This is a genomic window from Streptomyces akebiae (assembly GCF_019599145.1).
Taxonomy (GTDB): domain Bacteria; phylum Actinomycetota; class Actinomycetes; order Streptomycetales; family Streptomycetaceae; genus Streptomyces; species Streptomyces akebiae.
In genome coordinates, this window is record NZ_CP080647.1 from 1,353,281 (window position 1) to 1,375,045 (window position 21,765).

A 21,765-nucleotide genomic window follows, 5' to 3' on the forward strand; every position below is an offset into this window, starting at 1 on the left:
GCCCAATTACGGGAAAGCGCAACCCGACCTGCTGGCCTGGGCAACGTCCCAGAGCCATGGCGGACTGGCCAAGGTCGGGCCCCCCTCTGCGATCGCCCTGCACTGAACGTGGGACGCTCGTGAGGACACACCCGACCGTACGCTGTACGACAAGCGGCTGACTACGACTTGATGTACTGGACGCCCTTGGCCCCCAGCAGATCCCCTACGCGGGCCGAATGCTTCCGGTGGACCGCGCATATCAGGAGCTCTTGGGCTCGCGAGCCGGCCACGTAGAGGACGCGCCGCGCCTCGGTGTTGTGGTCGCCTTCCCAGTCGTCCAGGACACTTCGCTTGGTGACCTGATCCTCCCTCAGCCTGTCCGGCAGGACGAGCACCACGCCACGGAACTCCATGCCCTTGACGCCATGGACGGTGGAGTAGCGAATCGATGGGCTATTGCCAAAGCCGGATATGCCTGTCCAGTCCTTCTCCGACGGAGCCTTAAACAGATTGCTGACGTCGCCAGCAGCGGGCGGTGTTACCGCACCCCAGTCGGCCGTCTTCAAGTAGTCCCGGACCTCAGCGGCAAATACTTGCCGCGTCTTCCCCTCAGCATCGAGCTGCAAGGCCATCCATACCGCGAAGCTCTCCAGCCAGCGACTGTCGATGCCCAGCTTGTCGCAGGCGACAGCGAAACCGTGATCTTTTGTATCTTGGCCGACCGCGAGGGCAGCCAGGAGGGACCGCTTAACCTGCTCCGCCGCTTTCCGACGGGTCTTGGGATCCGTTTCCCGCGCTCTGAGCTTGAATCCGGCATTGGCGATGGACAGCACGCGGTTATTGCCAGTGCTTTCCAGGCTCACCACGCCAGCCGCCTTCATTCCGTGTGTGTGAGCGTGCGAAAGGATTACGAGGTCATCAGCTGTCAGCTTGTACTGCTCCGCGACGTCCAGCGCTGGGGGCACGATCTGGTCCAAGGAGGAGAACTCGATCAAGTGCACCGGGGCCTGCACGATGGAGTTGTCACCACGGGCTGTCTCAACCAGTTGCCCAGACCGCAGCGCGCGGTTGAACTCGCAGATTGCTGGCGAGCTACGCCAGTTGTCCCTCAACTCCAGTGGGGGGCCAGGCAACGTGGCTGCGAACGCCTCCACGGCTGCGGGAGTTGCGTTCCGGAACTCATAGATCGACTGATCGAGGTCGCCAACCATGACAACGCGAACCCCGCAGTCATGCAGGAATTGCAGGATGTGAAGCTCTTCCCTGCCACAGTCCTGCGCCTCGTCCACGATGACCTCGGCGAAGCGTGCCTGCAGCAGTGCAGCTAGGACGGTCCGCGCCTTGTTACTGCTCAGCCAGAACTCGGCTGCGAGGCGCGCCGCTTCACAGCTGATGGTGCCCGCCTTAACGAGACGCCAGAAGATGTCCGAGGCTTCGCCTTCTGCTTCCCTTTTGCGTCGCCTCAGCATGCGATGGGCATCTTCGTTACCGAACTCCTGCGGCACTCGGCTAAGGTCCAGGTGCGCTCGACCATCGGGGTCAAAGTCAAACCACTCGAACTCTAGATTCCTGACCCTTCCCATATTGTCGAGGCGAAAGCTAGTGCTAGGGATTTCACGCCACGAGCGAACGTAATTCGGCTTCTGGTTGTGCCACTTCACGTACATCGGGGTGACGATGAAGCGATGGATGAAGGTGTCGAACGTGCCAACGAAGTGGGGAGCCCGCAGGGCTTCCACCTGGTTCCCACACCGGCGCCGGACCTCGTCCACGGCAGCATTGGTGAAGGAGATCAGTGCGATCCCGCGCCGGCCTTCCTCGGCGGTCCGCTTCAGGAACCGGGCGACCATGGCCCGGGTCTTACCAGCCCCGGGACAGGCAGCCGCGAACAAGCTGTCTTGAGCGTCGACAAGAGCCTGCTGGTCGTCAGTCAGCTTCACGTCGCTCAACCTTCATCACCCCGTGCATCCAGCAGGACGCCACGGATGGCGTCAGCCAGGTACCGAGGAGCTTCAAAGTCGGCGCCACTCTGGATGGCCAGCGCCACGTCGTGCGCGAATTCGCCCTTGCCAATGAACTTCTTGTGCTTGCGAAGTTTCAGGTAAAAGCCCCAGGAACGACCTCGCTCGTCGTCGAGGATCTCCTGCCACTTCTTCCTGGAGCGTCGACGCTGTGTCAAGAAGGCCGTCCTGAGTACCGGCTCGTTGACCTCGGGGTCGAGGAGGTCGGCCTCAAGCGTGTGCGGCGCTTCCGCGACGATCAGGTGGTCTGAGGCGCCGATCGACTCGGCGTGAGCGGTCAGCCGGTCCTTACGGTTGTTCACGGCGGCGTCGTCATCGTCTTCCGGTTCGTCCTCATCACCGTCGGCGTCCGTGCCGGGGCCGCCCTCGACTGGAGCGGCAGCCGTTGAGGTCTGAGCATCGCTCTGGTCGCCTTCGGCCTCCCCATCGTCGGTCTTCTGTTCCTTGGGGATGTCCGGGTCGCCGTCGGTGATGACGGTCAGCTTGTCCAGCAGCCGACACCCGTTGACCGCCGAGAGCAGCAGCGTGATGTACGGCGCAAAGTCGACGCTGCCGACGTTGATGATCGTGACGCCGTGGAAGTCCCGACGCTGTTTCGCCTGGTCCTCGCCTTTGAAGACGCAGTGCCGGGCGATGACCGGCAGCAGGACCGCTTCAGCAATGCCTTCCACCAGGATGACGCGACGGGCAAAGAGCAGGCCGGCGCGGGTGGCATCGAGGTACTGATTGATCTTTCGCCGTTCGTCGTCGGTGAGGGCGAGCTTGGCCAGAGGGAGCGCTTGCGTCTTCCGGCGTAGCACCTCCTTCTCCTGGCCGTCGTCGTCCCGGACCCTCTCCTTGTCCACTCGCGTGCGCAGCGCCACGACGTTCTCGATACCGACGCTGCTAGCCAGATTGGGCGAATGCGTGCTCGCGATGACCTGGATACGGCCGGCGGGGCCGTGCGAATCGTCCTTGAGCGAGGCTTCGGCCTGTTCCCACAGGTAGTCCAGCAGCACCGCTTGGAGCTGTGGGTGGAGATGGGCCTCCGGCTCCTCGACAAGGAAGAGCGTCAGTTCCATGTGCTGGGCGTTGCGCAGCTCCAGGATGACGGTGGCGATGAAGAGGAGGTTGGCGTAGCCAAGGCCCGACTCGGTGAGGTCCGCTGGCGGGATGCCAGCCTCGGCCATCTTGACCCGCAGGCTCCGGGCCAGTCGGTGCAGCTCGTACTCGGCGAAAGCGACCTCGACGGTCTGCCCCCGAACCGAGTCGGTCAGTTCTCCCAGGTGACCCTGGATCTCTTTGGTCGTAGAGGTCAGGACCGGGTGTTCCTTGAGCTTGGTGAACGAGTCGTTGGCCTGCGCGCGGAACGCTTCCTGTTCGTCTTCATCGGTGAGGTAGCGGATGATCCGCAGCAGGCGGTTGCCGTCCGACGAGTCCAACTCCCGCTGCGCATCCCGAAGAGGCGCCAGGTAGACGTGCGCGATCTGGTCCCGCTTCTCTGGCTCGGCGTCGGGTCCATCCACAGGTCCGGCTGTCACGCTCGGGCGCATCTGTTGCCGGGACTCATCCCGCTTGTACGTCGTCGTGTAGGCAGCCTGATTGGTCTCCACATCGAGCGAGGCGATGTAGTGGGCGCGTTGGGCTGACGTCAGACCGTCGTACGACGCGCGGAACTGAGCCTCTTCCGCTTCTCGACCATGCGACAGGTCGGATTCGTCGAACCACCGCGTGGATCGACGATTCAAGGGTGTGGTGGCCAGCCTGAGCGCTTCGATGACGTTTGACTTACCGGAGTTGTTCTCGCCGACGAGGAGCGTAATGTTCGGCTGCAACTCGACTTCCACTTCGTAGCAGGAGCGGAAGTTCTTGATGCCGAGCCTGGACAAGTACATCCCTGCTTGCGGCTCTTCTTGGCTTTGGCTCACCAACTCGTCCCCGTCGACTTCAGGCCTGCCATTTACGCAAAAGAGTCGACTGCACCAAGCATCACATAGGGCAGCCCATGCGCACTTTGGCACGCGACCCCCAGAAGGTGCAGCCGAACTGACCGGTAACAGAGCGTGAGCTTCGACACTTTGAGTTGCGGTAGTTGGCTGGCCTGCTCGACTCGCCTGGGACCAGGACGAGTTGGACTGCCTCCCTAGCCACCCAGTGACTCGCATGGCCGGTAGGCCAGGCGGTCACGCGCCTGGTCAATGGCCGTATGGGCTACGGGCTTTGACCACGCCCCGGGCCTCGTGGGGAGGAATTCTCCCCTCCGGCCTCGTCCGACCAGAGCCCCAGTGGGCCGGAGCATCAACTCGCCAGTCGGCATGGACGACACGAACGCGCCCGCATCCAGCCGGGCGGAGGACAGAGCGAGGAAGCGGCCGTTCGCGGCTGGCAGTCCAGATCGTCGGGGTGGCTGTCAGTGAGATGAGGTAGATAGGTAGTTGACCGAGCGTGCCCGTAGAGCGGGAGCAATGAATGGCAACGACCTCGGTGTCATCACCTGGCGGTGAAGATGCCTCCTCCGGAGCTGGGGCTTCGGGAGAGACTGTGCCCGCACAGTCTCAATCGCACACGCTGACGAGTGCCCAGGCTCAGGTAGTCGCGCGGAAGAAGAAGGAAGTCTGGGTTCGTATGTTCCTGTGGTTCTTTCTCTCCGTCGTCTTCGCGCTGCTGCCTACAGGAGGGCAGTACCTGAACGGCCGGCAGACCGAGGGGTTCCACCAGCCGGGCTTCTGGGAGTGGGTCAGTCGGGCACAGCTCTACCTGGTCTCCATGGGCCTGGCAGTGGCCGCTGTTGGCGAGGCGCTGATGCATTTGTGGAAGTCGAACCAGTCCTTCCGGCTGATTTTGGTAACGATCACCAACATGCTCATCATGCTGATCGCCGCTTACCTGGCACCAGGTGCCGACTCCGACAAGAAGATCGAGGCTGTGGTCGGTCAGCAGTCCCTGATGATGTTTGTTACCGTGCTGGTCACCTCCGGCGTTAGCACGTGGCTCTGCGTGAAGGAAGTCGGGGTGCAGCAGTGAGAACCGAATGGGTGCTGACGTATATCATCGCAGCGGCGGGCATGCTGAATCTCATCGTCACGACGGCTGTTGAAGTGATCAAGCGGCTCGGAGACGACAATCCGCTCCGACGTTTCCTCCGCCCCGGAAGGGATGACGGGCCACCGCGCCCCTAAAGGCTAGGGCCCGGCAGCCCCCCTTCAAGACCGTAGCGGGCGTGGCAGATCGACTCGCTCGTCGGCCGGTCCAGGCGCAGAGCACCTCGGCCGTTCCATCAGCTGTCCTCCTGCCCTGCGTCCAGACGCACCCCGTGGAAGGCTCCGGCGATGATGCTGTCCAGGCCCTTGCCATCGCCGACGACCTCGGCCACCACCTTCCCCAACTCCCCGGGGGCGGCAAGCAGGGTATCGAGGATCCGGTCACGGACCTTCTCGGACTTCAGGAAGTTCTCCAGGCTGTTCTCCAGCGCCCGCGACCTCAGCACCTCATCTGACTTCGCCGCCTGGATAACAAGCGCCATCAGTCCGGCGACGGCAGACTCCGACAGGTCGTCGAACAAGGTGTTGAGGGTGTCGATGACCTCCAGAAGCGGGACCATCTCAGGGTCCTTCACCTTGGCCGTGCCCAGCGCGCTCGGCCCGGTCAGCTTGTCGCCCTTCTCCGTGACCGAGGCGTTCGTGACGCCCTTGTCCTTCTGCTCGATGGCGACCAGCCGTGCGCTTGAGATGTCGATTTCGTCGTGCGTCCGCTCGGCCTTGATCCACTGAGCGAGTTCACGGCAGAACGCGCACAGGTCCTCCAGCGGGGAGCCGGAGTAGTCGTACACCTGAGACAGGAAGTCGTACAGCCGCACGAACGAGGAGACGTTCTTCCGGAACTGCTCCAGCCGCTCCACGGCCTGAGTGTTTTCGTCGGCTTGCGCGTGGTCCCATGCCTGGGCGAATCGGTCCTGGGCCCGGCTCATCGCTGCGGTGATCGCATTGCGGTCACCGTCCTGGGCGCCTTGGACGAATTGGGCTACGTCCTGGGTGTCGAAGATGCCGAAGGTGCGCAACCCCATCGCCAGCACGTGCAGTTGGTTGGGGTTGGTCTCGGTCTCGATCTCGGCTTCTTCGTAGTACTCCGCGAAGGCCGCCTGGATGTCTGTGGGCTCGTTGACGAAGTCCAGGATGAATACCCGGTCCTTGACCAGGTTGCCTGACCGGAAGGTGCGGTTCAGACGCGAGAGCGTCTGCACTGCCTGGATGCCGTCCAGGCGCTTGTCGACATACATCGCGCACAGTAGTGGCTGATCGAACCCCGTCTGGAACTTGTCCGCGGCTATCATCACGCGATAGTTCGGCTCGGCGAACGCTTCAGCCAAGTCCGGTCCAGCACCCGGGTTCATCTTGGCCTCGGAGACCTCGTCATGAATGCCGGACTCCGGGTCGTCCAGGGTGCCGGAGAACGCAACCAAGGTACCCAGGTCGTACCCCTTGGCCTTGATGTACTTGTCGACCGCCAGCTTGTAACGCAGCGCGTGCTTGCGCTCCGATGTCACGATCATGGCCTTTGCGTGGCCACCCAGTAGGCCGGCCACATTGGCACGGAAGTGCTCGACGATGATCTCGACCTTCTGGGAGATGTTCGTCGGGTGAAGGCGCACGAACCGCTTCAGTGCCTTGGCCGCCGCGGTCTTTTCGACCAGGTTGTCCTCGTCGTCGGCGGAAACGTTGACACCGTTCTTCTTGATCGCCTCCGCGATCTGGTAAACGGTCCCGTAGCTCTGGTAGCGAGGCAGGACGTCCAGGATGAACCCCTCCTGGATGGCCTGCTTCATGGAATACACGTCGAACGCGGACGGCTTGGCATCGGGCGTCTTGCGGCGCCCGAACAACTCGATCGTCTTGGGCTTCGGGGTGGCGGTGAATGCGAAGAACGACACGTTCGGGGTCGGGACGTCCGCAAACGCGTTGATCGTGTCCTCGGCGTCGACCTCCGCACCCTCGTCGACTTCCTGCCCGCCGACGCGCAGTACCTGGCGCACCTTCTTAGCCGTGGCGCCGGCCTGCGAGGAGTGCGCCTCATCCGCGATGACCGCGAACCGGTGCCCGGCAAGCGAGTCGTCCTGCGACAGGAGCTTGAGCACGGCCGGGAAGGTCTGGATGGTCACCACCACGATGCGGCGACGGTCCTGCAGGGCCTTGAGCAGCGCACGGGACTTGGAGCCCTCGTCAGTGCGGGCCCTCCTGTCCACGTTGTAGACGTAATCCGGCTTGCCCTCGATCTGCAGGACCGCCCGCTGCATCTGGTCGTCGAGCACAGTGCGGTCAGTGATCACCATTACCGTGTCGAAGACCTTGCGACCGGTGGGGTCATGCAGGTTGGACAGGCGGTGTGCAGTCCATCCGATCGTGTTCGTCTTGCCCGACCCGGCTGAGTGCTGGATCAAGAACCGTCCCCCTACGCTCTCAGCCTTGACCTGCTCGACCATCCGCGAGACGGCCTGCCACTGGTGGAAGCGCGGGAATATCACGTTGGTCGAGGTCTTGCGCTCACGCGTGATCACGTTCGCGCTGGTCGTGACGTCCACGAACAGCATGGACCCGAAGATGTCCAGCCACGTGTCGCGGGCCATGACCTGCTCCCACAGGTACGCGGTGGCCGGCCCGTGCTCGTTGACCGGGTTGCCCGCGCCGCCGTTGTTGCCCTGGTTGAACGGCAGGAAGTAGGTGTTCTCACCGTCGAGATGAGTGGTCATGCCGACCTCGGACTCGGTGACCACGAAGTGCACCAGCGCCCCGGTACCGAACGCCAGCAGCGGCTCTCCCTTGGGGTTGCGGTCCTGGGCGTACTGCTTCACCGCAGCGTCGATGGACTGCTTGAAGTTCGTCTTCAGTTCGAACGTGGCCACCGGGATGCCGTTGATAAAGGCGACCAGATCGATGCTGTCGTGAGGCTTTTGCCGCGAGTAGTACACCTGCCGCATGATCCGCAGGCGCACCTTGCCGTAGGCGGCCATGCGGGTGGCGTTCGTCGGGTCCGCCGGGCGCCACTGGACCATCTTCATCTCGTCGCGCAGCCCCACGGGGACGTTCGAGCGCAGCAACTGCAGGGTCCCGCCAGGGCCACCACCCCTGTTGTCCAGCGGGGTGGACCGTAGCTGCACGATCAGGTCGAGCAGAGCCTCCTTAGCGGAGTCTGCCCGCGGGCCGGAACCGATGCTGCGCTTCCATGCCTGCGGGTCCAGGTCCTTGAACCAATCGAACACGTCCTCTGGGAACAGGGCACGTTCGGCGTCGTACCCCTCCCCGTTCGAGGAGTACTCCCATCCGTGGGCGGCCAGGTATTCGCAGATGCGCTGCTCGAACTCCGACTCGTAGGTCAGGTCCACCACGGCTCAGGCCTCCTCGGGGATGTCGATCTGGCCGGTCACGGCCGCAGTGATGAGCGCGCTACGGCGCGCCCTGACGAGCTCGATATGCCGCTGCGTCTTCGTGATCAGAGTGTCGATCTCCGCTGTTTCCTCGTCCAGGTGCTTGAGGATGCGACGCTGTTCAGCAGGCTCAGGAACATTCATCGGAAGGTTCACGATGTCGTCCCTGCTGATGTTCAGCATCGAAGAGCTCGCGCCAGACGCGGCCATCTCGATCAAATCCCTGACTCGGCGGCTGGCCATCAGGTGGGCGACATACCGGGGCAAAGCCTTGGACTCGTCGAGCGCGAGAGCGTAGAGCTTGTCGCTCAGCATGAGCCGCGGGTAATCTCCGGACACCACTGCCGCGCTACCGACAAGGTCACGGGTGTTAGCTCGGGAGACCAAGAGATCGCCGCGCCGCACCACGGTCGACGGACGCGGCTCCAGGTCTTCGGGGAGCTCTTTGTTCTCTTCCGGGCGGAAGACCCCACGGTTGGCCGCCCCGGCTTTCAGGACTGCCCAGCTCTGGACTCCATCTGCAGGCCAAGGAAAGCACTGCGGGCTCCACCCCTGTCGAACGGACCGCACCAGGTGCTTCAGCCGTGTACCGGGCGCCGCCGGCACGACCTCCGCAAGCTCATGCTCCACGACAGCTTGACGTCGTTCCTGCAGCTGTCCAATGAACCGCTCCAGCGCGGCAATGAGCCTGTCGATCTCTGCGGTCTCGCGATCCAGGTAATCAGCGATGGCGCGTTGCTCAGGACCGGAGGGAAGCGGGAGGGGAATGGCGGCCAGCTTCTCGGCCGTCAGGTGCGGCATGGAAACGACGTTGCAGTACCTTCGGAGGAACCCGGTGGCGCGCAGGGCGATCAGGTAGTACGCAAGGAATCGCCCATCATTACCAGTTTTCGACCGGACACGGTTGATCGAGTTCTGGAACCCCCAGCCGTCGAGGTCTTCACCGACGTACGCGGCACGTCCGAAGCCCCCCTGCCCGCCCTCGACCACGACCACGTCACCCTGCCGAAGGGTGAGGTCGTCCAGCTCAGAGGGTGAGAACCACATTTCCTTCACGTCGTCCAGAGCAAGGACGCCGTCAGGCTGGACGTTGGCCGCCCTCATGTACGGAGCAAGGACGTCTTGGCCTGTGTCTTTTGCCTGGAGCATCTTGCCGAGAGTGACGCTCCCCAGGTGCTTGACCTTACCGATCGTCCACGGCAGCTGGGTGTCTCCCCAGGGAAGTGGAGTGCTCACTTGCTTGCCTCCACCTTGTGCAGCAGGCCGAGGATCTCCTGCAGGGACTCGTCGAGGTCGGCGTCGATCTCAGCGAGGGTGCGCGGGGGCACGTACTTGTAGAAGTGGAGGGTGAAGGGGATCTCGTAGCCCACCTTGGTCTTGGTGTGGTCGATCCAGGCGTCCTCGATGTGCGGTTTAACCTCTGCGTTGAAGTACGCCTTGATGGTGGCGTCCTTGGCGTCGTGCCTCTTGGGGTGCCCATTCCAGCCGAAGGGGACGATCTCGGTATCGCGGAGTGGAACGTCGGGCTCCGGCTCCCCCTTGTTCTTGCCGGACTGGAAGCGGCAGATGTCGGCGTTCTCGTCGCGCTCGCCGAGGGTCTGCCACAGGGCTTTGCGCTGCGCGGACGTCAGGCTGATGCTGCGGGAACCGAGGTGCTTGCCCAGGTCGTTGAGGAAGTCCTCCCGGTTGAGGTACTGGCCCCCGTTGAAGCAGTTCAGGGCGTCGATGAGGCCGTCGATGCTGCCGAGGGTCTTGTGCTCAGCGACGAGGGTGACCCGTTCAGGTGTGGTCTCGAAGTTCCGCCGCATAGGCCGCTCGACGGTGATCTGCCAGAAGGCGAAGTCGAGGTTGTCGAAGATCTTAGAGGTGTCCGAGGACTCCATGTCCGTGTACTGCTGGAGCACGCGCTCACGGGCGGCGTCGTTGATCTTGACGCGCTTGGAGCCCAGGGATTTGTCCATCTTGGCGCCCAGGGCGGTGGCGTCGATGAGCTGCACCTTGCCCTTGCGCTCGGGGCGCTTTTTGTTGTCGAAGATCCACAGGTACGTGGGAATGCCGGTGTTGTAGAACATGTCGTTCGGCAGCGCGACGATGGCTTCGATCAAGTCGTTCTCCAGCAGCCACCCTCGGATGTTGCTGGAGCCGCTCCCGGCACCGCCGGAGAACAGCGGGGAGCCGTTCAGGACGATGCCGGCGCGGGCGCCGCCGTCCTGGCTGTCAGCGGGGTTCATCTTGGCGATGGCGTGTTGGACGAACAGTAGGGCGCCGTCGGACGTCGGGGGCAGGCCAGCCCCGAAGCGACCACTGAAGCCCCTCTTGTGCTCCTTCTCCACATCCTCGGCGATGTTCTTCCAGTCCACGCCGTAGGGCGGGTTGGAGAGGATGTAGTTGAACCTGTCGTCTGGGAACAGGTCCTTGGTCAGGGTATTGCCCAGCACGATGTTCTGGGGGTTCTGGCCCTTGGCGAGCATGTCGGAGCGGCACATGGCGTAGGACTCGGAACGCAGCTCCTGCCCGTACAGGAGGAGCTCGGCGTCCGGGTTCATGCGGTGCAGGTGCTCCTCTGCCACGCTGAGCATGCCACCGGTGCCGACGGTGGGGTCGTAAATGCTGCGGATGGCGTCGCCGGACAGCGCGTTGTCGTCCTCGGCGAACAGCAAGTCGACAAGCAGGTTGATCGCGTCGCGCGGAGTGTAGTGGTCACCGGACTCAGCGTTGGACGACTCAAAGTCCATATAGATGAGGTGCTCGAACAGCTCACCCATCTTGGAGTTCGGCACGGCCCTGGGCGACAGGTCGAGATCGCGGAACTGGCGGACGATCGTGGCGAGGATGCCGCCCTTCCTCATCCGTTCGATGTGCTGGGGCAGGTGGAAGTTCGCGAAGACGTCGATGTCGCTGCTGAACCCGCGCACATACTCCAGCAGGTTGTCGGCCATGTCGTCGCCGGAGTCGTACACCGAGGCCAGGGTGTGCTTCGTCGTGTTGTAGAACTTCACACCGCCAGTGAAGGACTTGATCAGCTTCACGCGCAGCGTCTCGTTCGGCTGCTGGGCGATGATCGCGGCAACCTGGGCGCGGTGGGGTGCCATGACGCACTCCAGGCGGCGCAGGATCGTCATGGGCAGGATGACGTCGCCCGCCTTGTTGCGGGCATAGACACCGCGCAGGGTGTCCGCGATGGCCCAGACGTCCTTCTTCAGGTCGACCACTTGAGTTGTCCTTCCTAGCACGGACGCAGGGGGCACCCGCTGAGAGGTTGACCAGTGACGGCACTGGTCCACACACGAAAATGTAGATGGTGCCACTGACAGGACCGACGCCATTCCAGAAGCGACGCCCGTTTTGAGTTAGAAGTCCCATTCGTGCCGTCCGTTGTCCGCCGGATAACCGAGCGGGCAGCGCCTCTCTGCCTTTAGAGCGGCATGGCAACCAGGGGTAGCAAGCCGAGGGAGTGCCGAGCCGTCGGCGGTGCCTATGGCGCCATGCCCTGTATGCCGATCCTCCTGCCGTATTCGGGTGGGCGGCCCGGTCGCCGGACCGCCCGCCCGAAGGGGCTGGCTGGGGGGCGCCGTGGGTAGCGGGGGCGTGGCTGTTGCTCCGTGGTTGACCTCGGGGATCAGGCCGTAGACGAGGACACACGAGGCGCCGATACGACCAGGCCGTGGACGTCGGTGGGCATGCCCCGCAGAGGTGGAGTGATCCGGTCGGTCGTGCTGTTGGGGACGGGCCGTAGGCTTCCCCTATGAGTTCGGTGCGCGCCCGGGTGTGGCGCTTCACGGTTGAGAAGGGAAGCGCGGGCGCGGAAGCCGTCCAGGCCGTCGAGATCGGGCAGGGCCCCCTGCCTGTGTCCTTGGCCGCCTTGGTCAACATCAACGCCCTCGCGTGCGACCTGCGCAAGACGGTTGACCAGCGTGTGCGTGACCACGAGATCAGCCTCCTCCTCAGCTACATCACCAGCAGCTCGGGCGGTGCGCTTGGGGTCGACTGTTCCGCGCTCGACTCCAGCTCCGGCCACATCCGACGCTTCGTCAGCGAGTGCACCGGGCTCGGGGTGATGAGCGCCGCCAGTGAGGCACTCTTCGACTGGAAGCCCGGGGCCAACGGCCTTAGCAGCTTCGACGTCTTACCTGGAAAGCTCGTCGGAACCTACGCGAAAAAGGGCGTACGGCCCGACCTTCTGTACGACTTGGCCGCCGGTCCGCTCGCCGGAGAGGCACGGGGCCGACGCCGCGACCACAAGCAGATGCTCCCAGCTGGCCAAGGCACCCAGCCGCAAAAGGCACGCTTGGAGAAACTCGCGCAGTGGTCCGTCGACCACAACGAGCATGCCTACTTCATGAGCTGGGTCTGGCTCGGTTCGGGCGGCGTCTATGTCGACATCTTCCTGCCCGACGACTCCCCGGCCACGGCCGGACTCAAGACCGGGTGGATCGATGCACCAGGCAGCGCACAACCCTGGCGGTTCCGTGTTCCCCGGGATCCCCGCCGGCGCACGGACCTGGAGCAGGACCCTCTCGCGGCCGGGGCAGACTCCGCGCCCGAGTCCGGCGGCGAGGGCTCTGCCGATGCAACCGGGGCCTCCGCCGGAACGGCGATCAGCCGAGCCGCAGTAGTGGTCGAGAAGGCGATGAAGCGGTCCTTCGCACGCGAGGACACGCTTGGCACGCTCTCCGGCGTAGAGGTCCGTGGCCGATGGATCCGCGGCGACGCTGTCGGACAGGCACACCACGAGGTCCTGCTGGGCGTCCTGGGCGAGCGAGTGCCGGTGGACCACCGGGCCAAGCGCCGCCGACTGGCCTCGCAGACCGACCGGCTCGATGTGTTCCTCGAAGGCCGCCTCCTGACCCTCGTGCACCCGGTCGACAGCCCGCGGCCGAGCTGGGACCGCATCCGATCAGAGCTGCTGGAGTAGACGGGTCACAGATCGGCTGCGGCTCTGATCTACGTCACACACCCCCTTTAGTCGTCTTGCGGCAAATGCCGCGCTTTCCGCGGGGGTTGTCCGCGATGATGGTGGGGTGCGAGTGACCCGACTGCTGATCACGGACTTCCGGGGCTGGAAGTCCCTCGACCTGCGCCCCCGCGATCACGCGGTCGTGGCCGGCGTGCCCCGCGCCGGCCGTAGCGATGTCATCGAGGCACTGGCGCGCGTACTCGACCCGGAAGCTGCACACGGCCCCTCCCTGTCGGATCTCCACCAGACGGCGCCTGTGGAGGGAGATGGCGAGGACCAGACTTCCCAGTTCGAAGCAGGCTCGGAGGCGGCATCGCCTGAGTCGGCGGCGCCAGTCCGGGCGTCCACGGCAGAGGTGGAGGTCACGCTGTCTGATCTCGACCCGGAGATCGAGCAACTGGTCGATGGCTACCTCCAGCCGCTCGACGCAACGGGGATGGCTTCCGAGGACGACGAGGCGGACCCGTCCGCTCCCCAGTGTGTTCGTCTCACCTATCGCCTCAGCTACGACCACGAGACCGAGGCACTGGAGTCCGTCGTCTACTATCCCGCGCGCAGCAATCCGGAAACCAACCATCTTCTACGGGTGCCAGCTGCCGTGCGCCGCGCGCTTCCGGTGATCACCCTCAACGCGGGAGTCCCCCTGCAGCTTCGAGCGGGCGGCAGCCTGCGACGGTACATCGAGGAGCGCGACCCCAAGGCTGCCGTCGCCGCCTTCGAAGTCCTGCGCGACGCCGTCGGCGAGGCCGTGACCGCTCTGTCCCAGGACCCGGCCATCACCGAGGCCGTGGACGCCGTGCTCGCCGTGGGCGGCACCGGGAAACGCCTCGGGGACAGCCCGATCACCGCCGGGGACGTCGGTTTTCTCGCTGAGGACGGATCCGTCAGCGCACTTCTGCGTACGCTGCGGGCCGCCCTAAGGCTCGACACCGCCGGACCGCTGGCCCTGACGACCCACGGCAGCACCGTGACCGCCGTCCTCTCCATGGCCGAGGCCATGCTGCTCGCGGACGTCCCCGGCGCGGTCGTACTCGCCGATGACTTCGGAGACCAGCTCGACGCCGCCACCGCCGAGTATCTGGCCTCGCTGATCCGCAACCGGTCCGGACAGGCCTGGCTGTCGACCCGCCGGCCCGAAGTGGCCCGCGCATTCGAACCCGGCGAGGTGGTCCGCCTTGTGCGGCACGGCGGCCAACGGACCTACCACCAGCTTCCGCAGGTCAGAGACCGTAAGCAGCTCGTCGCCCACCGCCAGCTCCATACACAGCTGCTGCCTGCGCTCACCGCACCCGTCGTTGCGGTCACCGAGGGGCCGCACGACGTCGCGGTCCTCGGCATGGCCAACCGGCGCTACCCTCCCCACAGGTTGCCCCTATCCGCCTACGGTGTCCGGCTCGTCGCTGCCGGGACGGGGTCCGACGGCGGCATCGACCAGGTCCCTCAGATCGCCGATCTCGCCAAGCAACTCGGCTTCCGTGTGATCGGCGTCGTGGACGCCGACAAGCCCTCGCAGCAGTCGGCTGATCAGCTCGACAAGGTAAAGAAGTCGTGCGACGTCGTCATCCAGCTGCCGGAGAAGACCGCGATCGAACGCGCGATAACCGCCGGCGTACGGCTGGCTCAGCTCGCCGCGGCCAGCTCGGTCCTTACCGTCTTCGGCCAACCGGATCCCCTGGGCGTCGAAGCCACAGAGCAGACCGTCACGAACCTCTGCGTGACACTCCACAAGAAGGGCTTGCACGAGCCCTTCCTCGACGCTCTCTACCGCGAGCTTCAGCCGGAACCTGCGGACGCTGAAGAGCACCATGGGAAGGAGCTGGAGGAGGACGTTTCCGTGGTCCACCCGCCACTCTTGGCGGCCATTCTGGACGCCATCGCCACGGCAGCCAGCTCCAGCTACAGCGGCCCCACGATGGTTGCCCTTGAAAGTGTCGGCCGCCCTGACGAGGACGCAGCGTGACGTACGAGGCCAAGGGTGAGCAGCAGGACGTCGTCGAGAGCACCGCGCCGGTTCTCGTCGTACTCGGGGGTGCTGGCACGGGCAAGACCACCACCGCCGTCGCAGCCGCCCGCCGCCACCTCGAAGACGCCGACGAACGGCTGGCGCTCCGACGCCGAGCGGCCCACCAGGCTGGCCGAAGGACGCGGCTGCCCGCCCCGGAGCGGGTCCTTTTCCTCTCCTTCTCCCGCACCGCAGTGGCGCAGATCATCGACCGCTCATCCGACGTGATCGGTCCGCTAGCCCCCCGCCTCGAAGTGGCCACCTTCCACGGCTTCGCCTGGCGCATCATCAACAGCTTCGGCCCGCACCACGGATACCCCCTGCCCCTCGCCGTCCTGAGTGAAGCGCAGCGCCTCGTCGGCGGAGCCGGGCCCGGGCTCACCTACAGCCAACTGGTCCCGACGGCCATGGGGTTGCTCGGCCTGGACAAGGTGCGCAGCCACTACAGCAGCCGGTACGGCCTTGTCATCTGCGACGAGTTCCAGGACACCGACGACCAGGAATGGCAGTTTCTCCAGCAGATCGCCCCGACCGCGCGCCGCATCCTGCTGGGCGACACCAACCAGTGCATCTACGCGGGCTTCAAACACATCAACGCCGACACTCGGATCGCCGCGGCAGTGCGATTGCCGGGTGCCGACAAGATCACGTTGCCACCGCTCAGCTACCGCGACCCGAGCGGAACCCTTCCGGCCGCAGCCGAAGCCGCCATGCGACGCGACTTCACCCACGACGCTATCCGCACAGCCGCCGCCGCGGGGCGCATCTCGGTCACCGACTATGACGACGGCCACGGACACGCCGAGGTCATCGACCTCGCACGCCGTGCCCGAAAGGACGGCCACACCGTCAGTATCTTCACCCACACGAACGTGGCGACCTCCAGCCTCTCCGACGCCCTCCTCGCCGACGGACTCGTGCACGAGCAGGTCGGCCTAAGCGAGGCATACGGTGAGGCCCTCACCGCACAACTCGCACTGGTGAAGTACGCCCTGAAGATCCCCGACTCCGGAGTGCTCCGTGCGCTGGCCGTATACGTCCAGGCCACGGAGCGCAAGGGGAACAGGATGGTGCCGCTCGCCCAACAGATGCTCAACCCGACGACTAACCCGGCCCTCCGCAACGCACTGAAGCGACTGGCACGCGACCTGCGAGCCTCGGTCGGCGAGGGTGGCCAGCCTGATGTTGCCAGACTCGCCGAGGTGGTCACGAACGCCTACAACACGGTCGGCGCCGCCCGTGGCCAGGAGACCTGGCTTCAGGCGGCCCGTCAGGCGCGCATCGCGCTACGTCGCTTCGGCGAGGACTGCTTCGACGCTGTCGCGGTCGAGCAGGAGTTGCTCCGGGCACGCGACGAAGCCCTGGTCGGGGCAGGGACAGCGCGCCGAGCCCCGATCCAGGTCATGAACCTCCACCAGACCAAGGGCAGGGAAGCCGACACCACGATCTTGCTCCTCGGAAGCAACGAGTTCCACGGCTCCGAAGGAGAGCCCTACCCGACCGGCTCCAAACTGTTGTACGTGGTAATGACCCGCGCCCGACACAACGCGCACCTCGTTGTGCCCAATCTGGTGCACGGGCTCTGGGAACCTCTCGTCGCCGCCCTGCGGTAGGGCCCTTCCGCGCCGTCGGCGCTCGATCCCAGCACCGTGCGGCAGGCGACGGTTCCGCCACCCAGCAGATAAGGATCTCTAGCGTCTACGCAAGTCAGGAATCGGTTCGGTCACGTCCCACTCGATCAAGCTGGAACCCTGGTTTTGGTAGTGAGCCTGCTTCACACGCTTGCGCTCGTCGTAGGCCTCTCTGCCCTGAATGCCGTAGACCTCCACATAGGAGTGAGGGCAGGTGTCGGTGAGGACGAAGTCCGGGAAAACGAGATCGCTGCCGTCGTACCGGACCGGCTTGACATAGGCACGGCCGGCGTCGGCGAGGGCGTTGGCCATGACGACTTCGTGGCTGGAGTCGGCGGGTATGTAGAGCTTGCTGACCAGCATGGCCGCCATGTCGACTACCCGGACGTTGTCCTTGGGGCTGAGTTCGACCAGGAACAGGCCGATCCGTCGGGCTCCGTGTTCGGCGGCGGCTTCGGAAAAGGCGGGGCGGTAGGAGCGGCGTAGCCGTTCGTCGAGCGCAGCGGTGGCGAACAGGGCGCCGCGGTGGTGCGCCAGCGCATACCGGACTCCATACCGGGTCTCTCTGACATCCCTGATCTCGCCGAGGATGAGACCCCGGCGCTGGGTGTCTCCGCGACGTTTCAGTCGGGCAACGCGGAAGGTCTCGAAAGCGGCGGCATTGCGGCGGGCAAACTCCTCCCGGAATGGGGGCACGACATACAGGGCCTCGGTCAACTCCTCGTGGTTGATGGAGCATCCGGCGATCTGCTCGCTCAGACGCGCGTGACAGACCCACCAGGTGCGTCGCCGCCATCGCGGATGCCACGCAGTGAGCTGGGCGCCCTCCCACAACCAGTGGAGAAGGCCGAGCAGACCGACAGTACGGCGGGTGCGGCCCTCACGCTGTTCAGTAGGGGCTCTGGCGGGCTCCGGGGCGCTGAGCTTGCGGGCAAGTGCGGTCGAGAAGCGGATCGCGACGCCGTCGTCAGACTCGTGGATGGCTTCCGTGCTGTAGGCATCGCGGCCGGACAGCTCCGAGGCGAGCTTGTGGAAACTGCAGCTGGGATCGTGGAGTTCGCCTTCCCCTGGCCATCCAGCCAAGTGATAGCGGCCGGCCCGGCTACAGCGGATAACCAGCCGGAGGGCCGGTGTCCGGCAGAGACATTGGCCGTGGCCCACCTCGGCTCGCGCCCGGGCGAAGAGTGCCGCGTAGTCGGTGGCGTGCTCGCGCAGCACGAACAGCGGAAGCGACTTGTCTGCCAGCCGTACGCGGTCGGACCGGTCACCGCGGGTGGTGCCGTCGCTTCGGGACCTGTCCGCGTCGGCTGGTCGGGGGTGGCCGGGTTGGTCTTGCAGGATGGCGGCTTTCGACGCGGTCATCTCCCCACTCCTCCGTAACCGGGACCGGTCGTTGGCCGATGGTGCTGAAGTTCTTCCTCTGCCTCGGCGTGTCGACGCCGTCGGCTGACCTGCAGCATGAGTTGAGCCGCCGCTTGGTGAGGGTCTGGGGTCTCGGCGGCATCCAGCTGCTCGGCCAGGGCACGCCGTACAGCAGCCTCCTCCGCCCGCTGGCGTGCAGTGAGCCTGGAGCGACGTTGGATCTCCAACGTGATGCGCTGCACCTCTTCGATGAGTTCCTCGATACGGTGCATCGCCTCAGCTGCGTCCGGGGGGCCAAGTACGCCTTCGGAGAGTTGCTCGGTCATCTGCCGGAGCCCGTAAGAGGCGGTCAGCGCCCGGTCCATGACCTGGCCGCGTCGGCTGCTCAGCTCGGGCGGGGTCAGCAACGCGAGGGAGTCCGCGCGCGCCAGTCTGGCCAGGGCGGCCAGCACGTCTGCCTGTCCCATGCCCTGCAGACCGGCGCCCACGCCTGGTTCCAGGCGGCTCTGATTGAGCTCGGCTGGTGTGATCCGGTCCGCCCATGCCAGCAGGTCGGCGCGCAGGAGGGGCACGGCCTGCGGGTCCAGCGCGTAGCCGGCGAATGCCGTGTCCGGGATGTCGGCGACCTGGGCCAGCCGGACGTAGAGGTCTTCGCGCACCTGCGTCTCGGGGAGCTGGCGGAGCCCTGCGATACCGCTCACGTAGTCGGCGAGGTAGGAGTCGACGTCTCCTTGTCCCAGATGTCGACTCAGCACGGCCAGATCGACGAAGTCTTTGGGGGCCAGGTGGTGTTCAGGAGCCTCCAGCTTGGCGTAGAGGAGGTCGCCTATGGCCGCGACCGGCACGCCCGCGATGGTGTGGGAGAAAAAGTAGCGTGGCATGCGGGCCATTTGAACGGTGACCGAGCCGTACTCGGCGTGCGTGACGAGCAGGTCGCTGTTCTGGTCGCATTGCGCGAGCGGATGGAAGGCCCAGGTCCGGACCTCCTCAACTCGGTACCCGTGGGCGGCCAGCGCGCCGACGACGGCCGCCCGCACCGCCGGGGTGTCCTGGACCTCGTCTGTGAACACGTCGATGTCGTGTGCCGGCCTGGCCCCGGCGACGCCGAGGGCATGGAGTGCCAGCGAGCCGGACAGGTGGTAGCCGTTCGGGCCGCATGCGGTCAGCACGATACGGGCGACCGCGAGCATTCCCTCGGTGTTCATGGCGCGGTCAGCTCCGGGAACCGCCGCTCCCACACCTGCACGACGGCGTGCGGGGCAAGCCGTTGGGGCCACAGGCGGAGCAGAACGTCGCGGTTGATCAGTTCTGCCTGCTCTGTCGCGGTCCCTCGTGCGAGGAGTCTGCGATACAGCACGGCGCGCTGCACCGGGTCCGCCACGTCCACGAGCTCGGGCAGGTCGCCGTCGACCAGGTGACGGGGAACGTCCACGAAGCCCGAGCTGGGGCCCGAGAGGGAGTCGAGGTCCGCTACCACCTCAAACCCCTGGAACAGAAGTTGGTCACCTGCGCCAGGCGACGTGAGCGCGTGAGCGATGTCTGCAGGTATGAGTCCCTGGCGGGCCGCTTCGTCGATCACTCCCTGCTCGGCGCCCCGCAGGCGTGCCACGCGCGCGAAATCGGGCCGGGGGGTGCTGGCCATGTGATCCGCTCTCCTTCGGTGATGCGTCAAGTACATGCACTGATTGACTAGTTGCGGCGAAGTCACCCGTCATCCGTATCCATTCACCTCTAACGTCGCCGAACGGCGGCTTCCCCTTGTGCAGAAGTCATCCGACTGTCGCGCCAACCCCATCACAAAATACCCCCTAGGGGTATGAAAGGGTGTGAGAGTGTGGCTTCAACCGGCTGCGATGCACATCCAGAACGGAGGACTTGATGACTGACTGCTCCATACCCGTGCCGACCGGCGCACGTAGCGCGTCCTCGGCAACAAGATCGCGCCGCGCACCACGCCGGGCGGTCGCCGCGGGAATGGCGGCACTCGTCCTCGGCGCGCTGGCTGGCTGCAGCGATGCCTCGGGCGGCAAGGCCGATCCGACCGCCGGGGCAACGCACAAGGCCGCGGCACCGGTCCGGCTGCCGGTCCCGGACGGATTCGCCACGGAGACCGGCTGGAGCACATCGGCGAGCCCCGAGGCCACCGATGTGGAGCCGGGATCCAGCGGTTTCCCCCTGGTCGCCGTCGCGCCCAAGCGCGGTCTGGTGATTCAGGCAGCCGCCGACGGCTCGCGGGTACGCGCCTTCTCCCTCGCCAGCGGCGAGACCGAGTGGACCTTCACCCCCAAGGCCCTCACGAGTGCCCGCACCGGCGTCTTCGTTCAGGAGAGCAAGGCCGGCGAGAAGGTGGTGCTGGCCCGCCAGGGCAAGACCAGCGGAAGCGGCCTGAACGCGTCGCACCGCACGACCACGATCGATGTCATCGCGGCGGACTCGGCCAGCAAGGCAACCGCGGACCATCACCTCGTCCTGGAGGCGCCTGACGACACCGCGGCCTCCTTCACGACCACCGATTCCGGCTTCCTGGTCGGCCCGGTGACCGGCGGCGTGCACGAGAAGGCCGTCGCGGTCGACGCGGCCACGGGCGCCCAGCGCGTGGTGCAGACGAAGACGCTGACGGTTTCCGGCTGCGGCGCGGGGTCCTGCACCGTTCAGGCCTCTCCTGCCTTCGCCACCGCTCAGGGCGTCGTCTTCACCTTCCAGCAGCAGGACGGCTGCGACCAGTGGGCCGGGGGCGGCACCCCGTGCACTTACGGGTTCCAGGTCGGTGACGCCTGGACCAGCACCAGCTTTGCCCCCGGCGATATGCACGTCGGCATCCCGCTCGCGGTCGCCGGGCAGTATCTGGTGGCCGCCTGGCACACCAGCGACACGCAGACCGACCCGCCCGCGCTCTCCGACACGAAAAAGACGACACTGGCGGTGCACGATCTCGCCACCGGGAAGATCAAGGCGCAGGTGAGCTGCACCTCCGCCGAGGGGCTCACCCTTCAGCCGGGGTCCGCGCAGTCCTCCACCCGCCTTTCGCCGAGCGGTGACTTCCTCGTCTCCGGGCAGGTCGGGTTCGACCTGGCTACCGGCCGCGGGCACTGCTTCACCAGCACCGACAGCACCAAGGGCATCGATCTGACCGCTGTCGCCGACGACGGCACGGCGTACGGCATAGTGCATGCCGTCGACGACACCGAAGCCACCTCCCTGTACGGGCGGCTGCCGATTGCCCAGGACGGGACGGACACGCCCGAGCGGGACTCCGCCCGTGTCAGCGTGCGGACCGGGACGGCCAAGGCGCTGCCCGCAGCGGCCGAGGTTCCGATGTATGTGGCGGCGGACGGGCACGGTGTCTTCCGCACCCGCGACGTGGTCGCGGTCTATCCCGCTTCCTGACCGCACACCGATCCGAGCCCCGAGCA

Annotated in this window: 13 protein-coding genes; 5 read left to right on the forward strand and 8 right to left on the reverse strand. The window is 65.6% G+C overall.

Features of this window, described 5'->3' with window-relative positions; translation table 11 throughout:
• Window positions 1-161: 161 nt before the first annotated feature.
• A complete protein-coding gene (locus K1J60_RS06045; RefSeq protein ID WP_220645262.1) occupies window positions 162-1,922 on the reverse strand; it encodes an ATP-dependent helicase in 1,761 nt (586 codons plus the stop codon).
• 5 nt (window positions 1,923-1,927) lie between these two features.
• Window positions 1,928-3,910 carry an ATP-dependent nuclease gene (locus K1J60_RS06050; protein WP_220645263.1) on the reverse strand — a complete coding sequence of 661 codons (1,983 nt, stop codon included), beginning with the start codon at window positions 3,908-3,910 and terminating at the stop codon, window positions 1,928-1,930.
• Window positions 3,911-4,451: 541 nt separating this feature from the next.
• On the opposite strand from K1J60_RS06050, the gene K1J60_RS06055 reads away from it, so the two are divergent.
• Window positions 4,452-5,006, forward strand: coding sequence for a hypothetical protein (locus K1J60_RS06055; RefSeq protein ID WP_220645264.1), 555 nt, complete (start codon window positions 4,452-4,454; stop codon window positions 5,004-5,006).
• 253 nt (window positions 5,007-5,259) lie between these two features.
• On the opposite strand, the gene K1J60_RS06060 is transcribed toward K1J60_RS06055, so the two are convergent.
• From K1J60_RS06060 to K1J60_RS06070, 3 genes are read right to left on the reverse strand one after another with little or no spacing between them, the layout of a single operon-like run.
• Window positions 5,260-8,361, reverse strand: a complete 3,102-nt coding sequence (locus tag K1J60_RS06060) for a type I restriction endonuclease subunit R (protein WP_259407571.1) — start codon at window positions 8,359-8,361, stop codon at window positions 5,260-5,262.
• A 3-nt stretch (window positions 8,362-8,364) separates the two neighbouring features.
• The gene (locus K1J60_RS06065; protein WP_220645265.1) at window positions 8,365-9,636 is read right to left on the reverse strand and encodes a restriction endonuclease subunit S; all 1,272 of its coding nucleotides are present in this window, start codon (window positions 9,634-9,636) and stop codon (window positions 8,365-8,367) included.
• Window positions 9,633-11,612 (reverse strand): type I restriction-modification system subunit M, encoded by a 1,980-nt coding sequence (locus K1J60_RS06070; RefSeq protein ID WP_220645266.1) that lies wholly within the window; start codon window positions 11,610-11,612, stop codon window positions 9,633-9,635. The genes K1J60_RS06065 and K1J60_RS06070 overlap by 4 nt, the downstream gene beginning before the upstream one ends.
• A 533-nt stretch (window positions 11,613-12,145) precedes the next feature.
• Between K1J60_RS06070 and K1J60_RS06075 the strand changes: the two genes are divergently transcribed.
• From K1J60_RS06075 to K1J60_RS06085, 3 genes are all read left to right on the forward strand, one after another.
• Window positions 12,146-13,315 (forward strand): hypothetical protein, encoded by a 1,170-nt coding sequence (locus K1J60_RS06075; protein ID WP_259407572.1) that lies wholly within the window; start codon window positions 12,146-12,148, stop codon window positions 13,313-13,315.
• Window positions 13,316-13,427: 112 nt separating this feature from the next.
• Window positions 13,428-15,317 carry a Rossmann-fold NAD(P)-binding domain-containing protein gene (locus tag K1J60_RS06080; protein WP_220645267.1) on the forward strand — a complete coding sequence of 630 codons (1,890 nt, stop codon included), beginning with the start codon at window positions 13,428-13,430 and terminating at the stop codon, window positions 15,315-15,317.
• Complete coding sequence (locus K1J60_RS06085) at window positions 15,314-16,972, forward strand: UvrD-helicase domain-containing protein (protein ID WP_220645268.1); 1,659 nt, start codon at window positions 15,314-15,316, stop codon at window positions 16,970-16,972. The genes K1J60_RS06080 and K1J60_RS06085 overlap by 4 nt, the downstream gene beginning before the upstream one ends.
• A 78-nt stretch (window positions 16,973-17,050) precedes the next feature.
• Here the strand turns inward: K1J60_RS06085 and K1J60_RS06090 are convergent, their stop codons facing one another.
• From K1J60_RS06090 to K1J60_RS06100, 3 genes are read right to left on the reverse strand one after another with little or no spacing between them, the layout of a single operon-like run.
• Entirely contained in the window at window positions 17,051-18,352 is a 1,302-nt protein-coding gene (locus K1J60_RS06090; RefSeq protein WP_220645269.1) for a DUF1173 family protein, read from the reverse strand.
• Window positions 18,349-19,557 carry a hypothetical protein gene (locus K1J60_RS06095; RefSeq protein ID WP_220645270.1) on the reverse strand — a complete coding sequence of 403 codons (1,209 nt, stop codon included), beginning with the start codon at window positions 19,555-19,557 and terminating at the stop codon, window positions 18,349-18,351. The genes K1J60_RS06090 and K1J60_RS06095 overlap by 4 nt, the downstream gene beginning before the upstream one ends.
• Window positions 19,554-19,994, reverse strand: coding sequence for a hypothetical protein (locus K1J60_RS06100; RefSeq protein ID WP_220645271.1), 441 nt, complete (start codon window positions 19,992-19,994; stop codon window positions 19,554-19,556). The genes K1J60_RS06095 and K1J60_RS06100 overlap by 4 nt, the downstream gene beginning before the upstream one ends.
• Before the next feature lie 332 nt (window positions 19,995-20,326).
• Between K1J60_RS06100 and K1J60_RS06105 the strand changes: the two genes are divergently transcribed.
• Entirely contained in the window at window positions 20,327-21,739 is a 1,413-nt protein-coding gene (locus tag K1J60_RS06105) for a hypothetical protein (RefSeq protein WP_259407573.1), read from the forward strand.
• Window positions 21,740-21,765 lie beyond the last annotated feature (26 nt).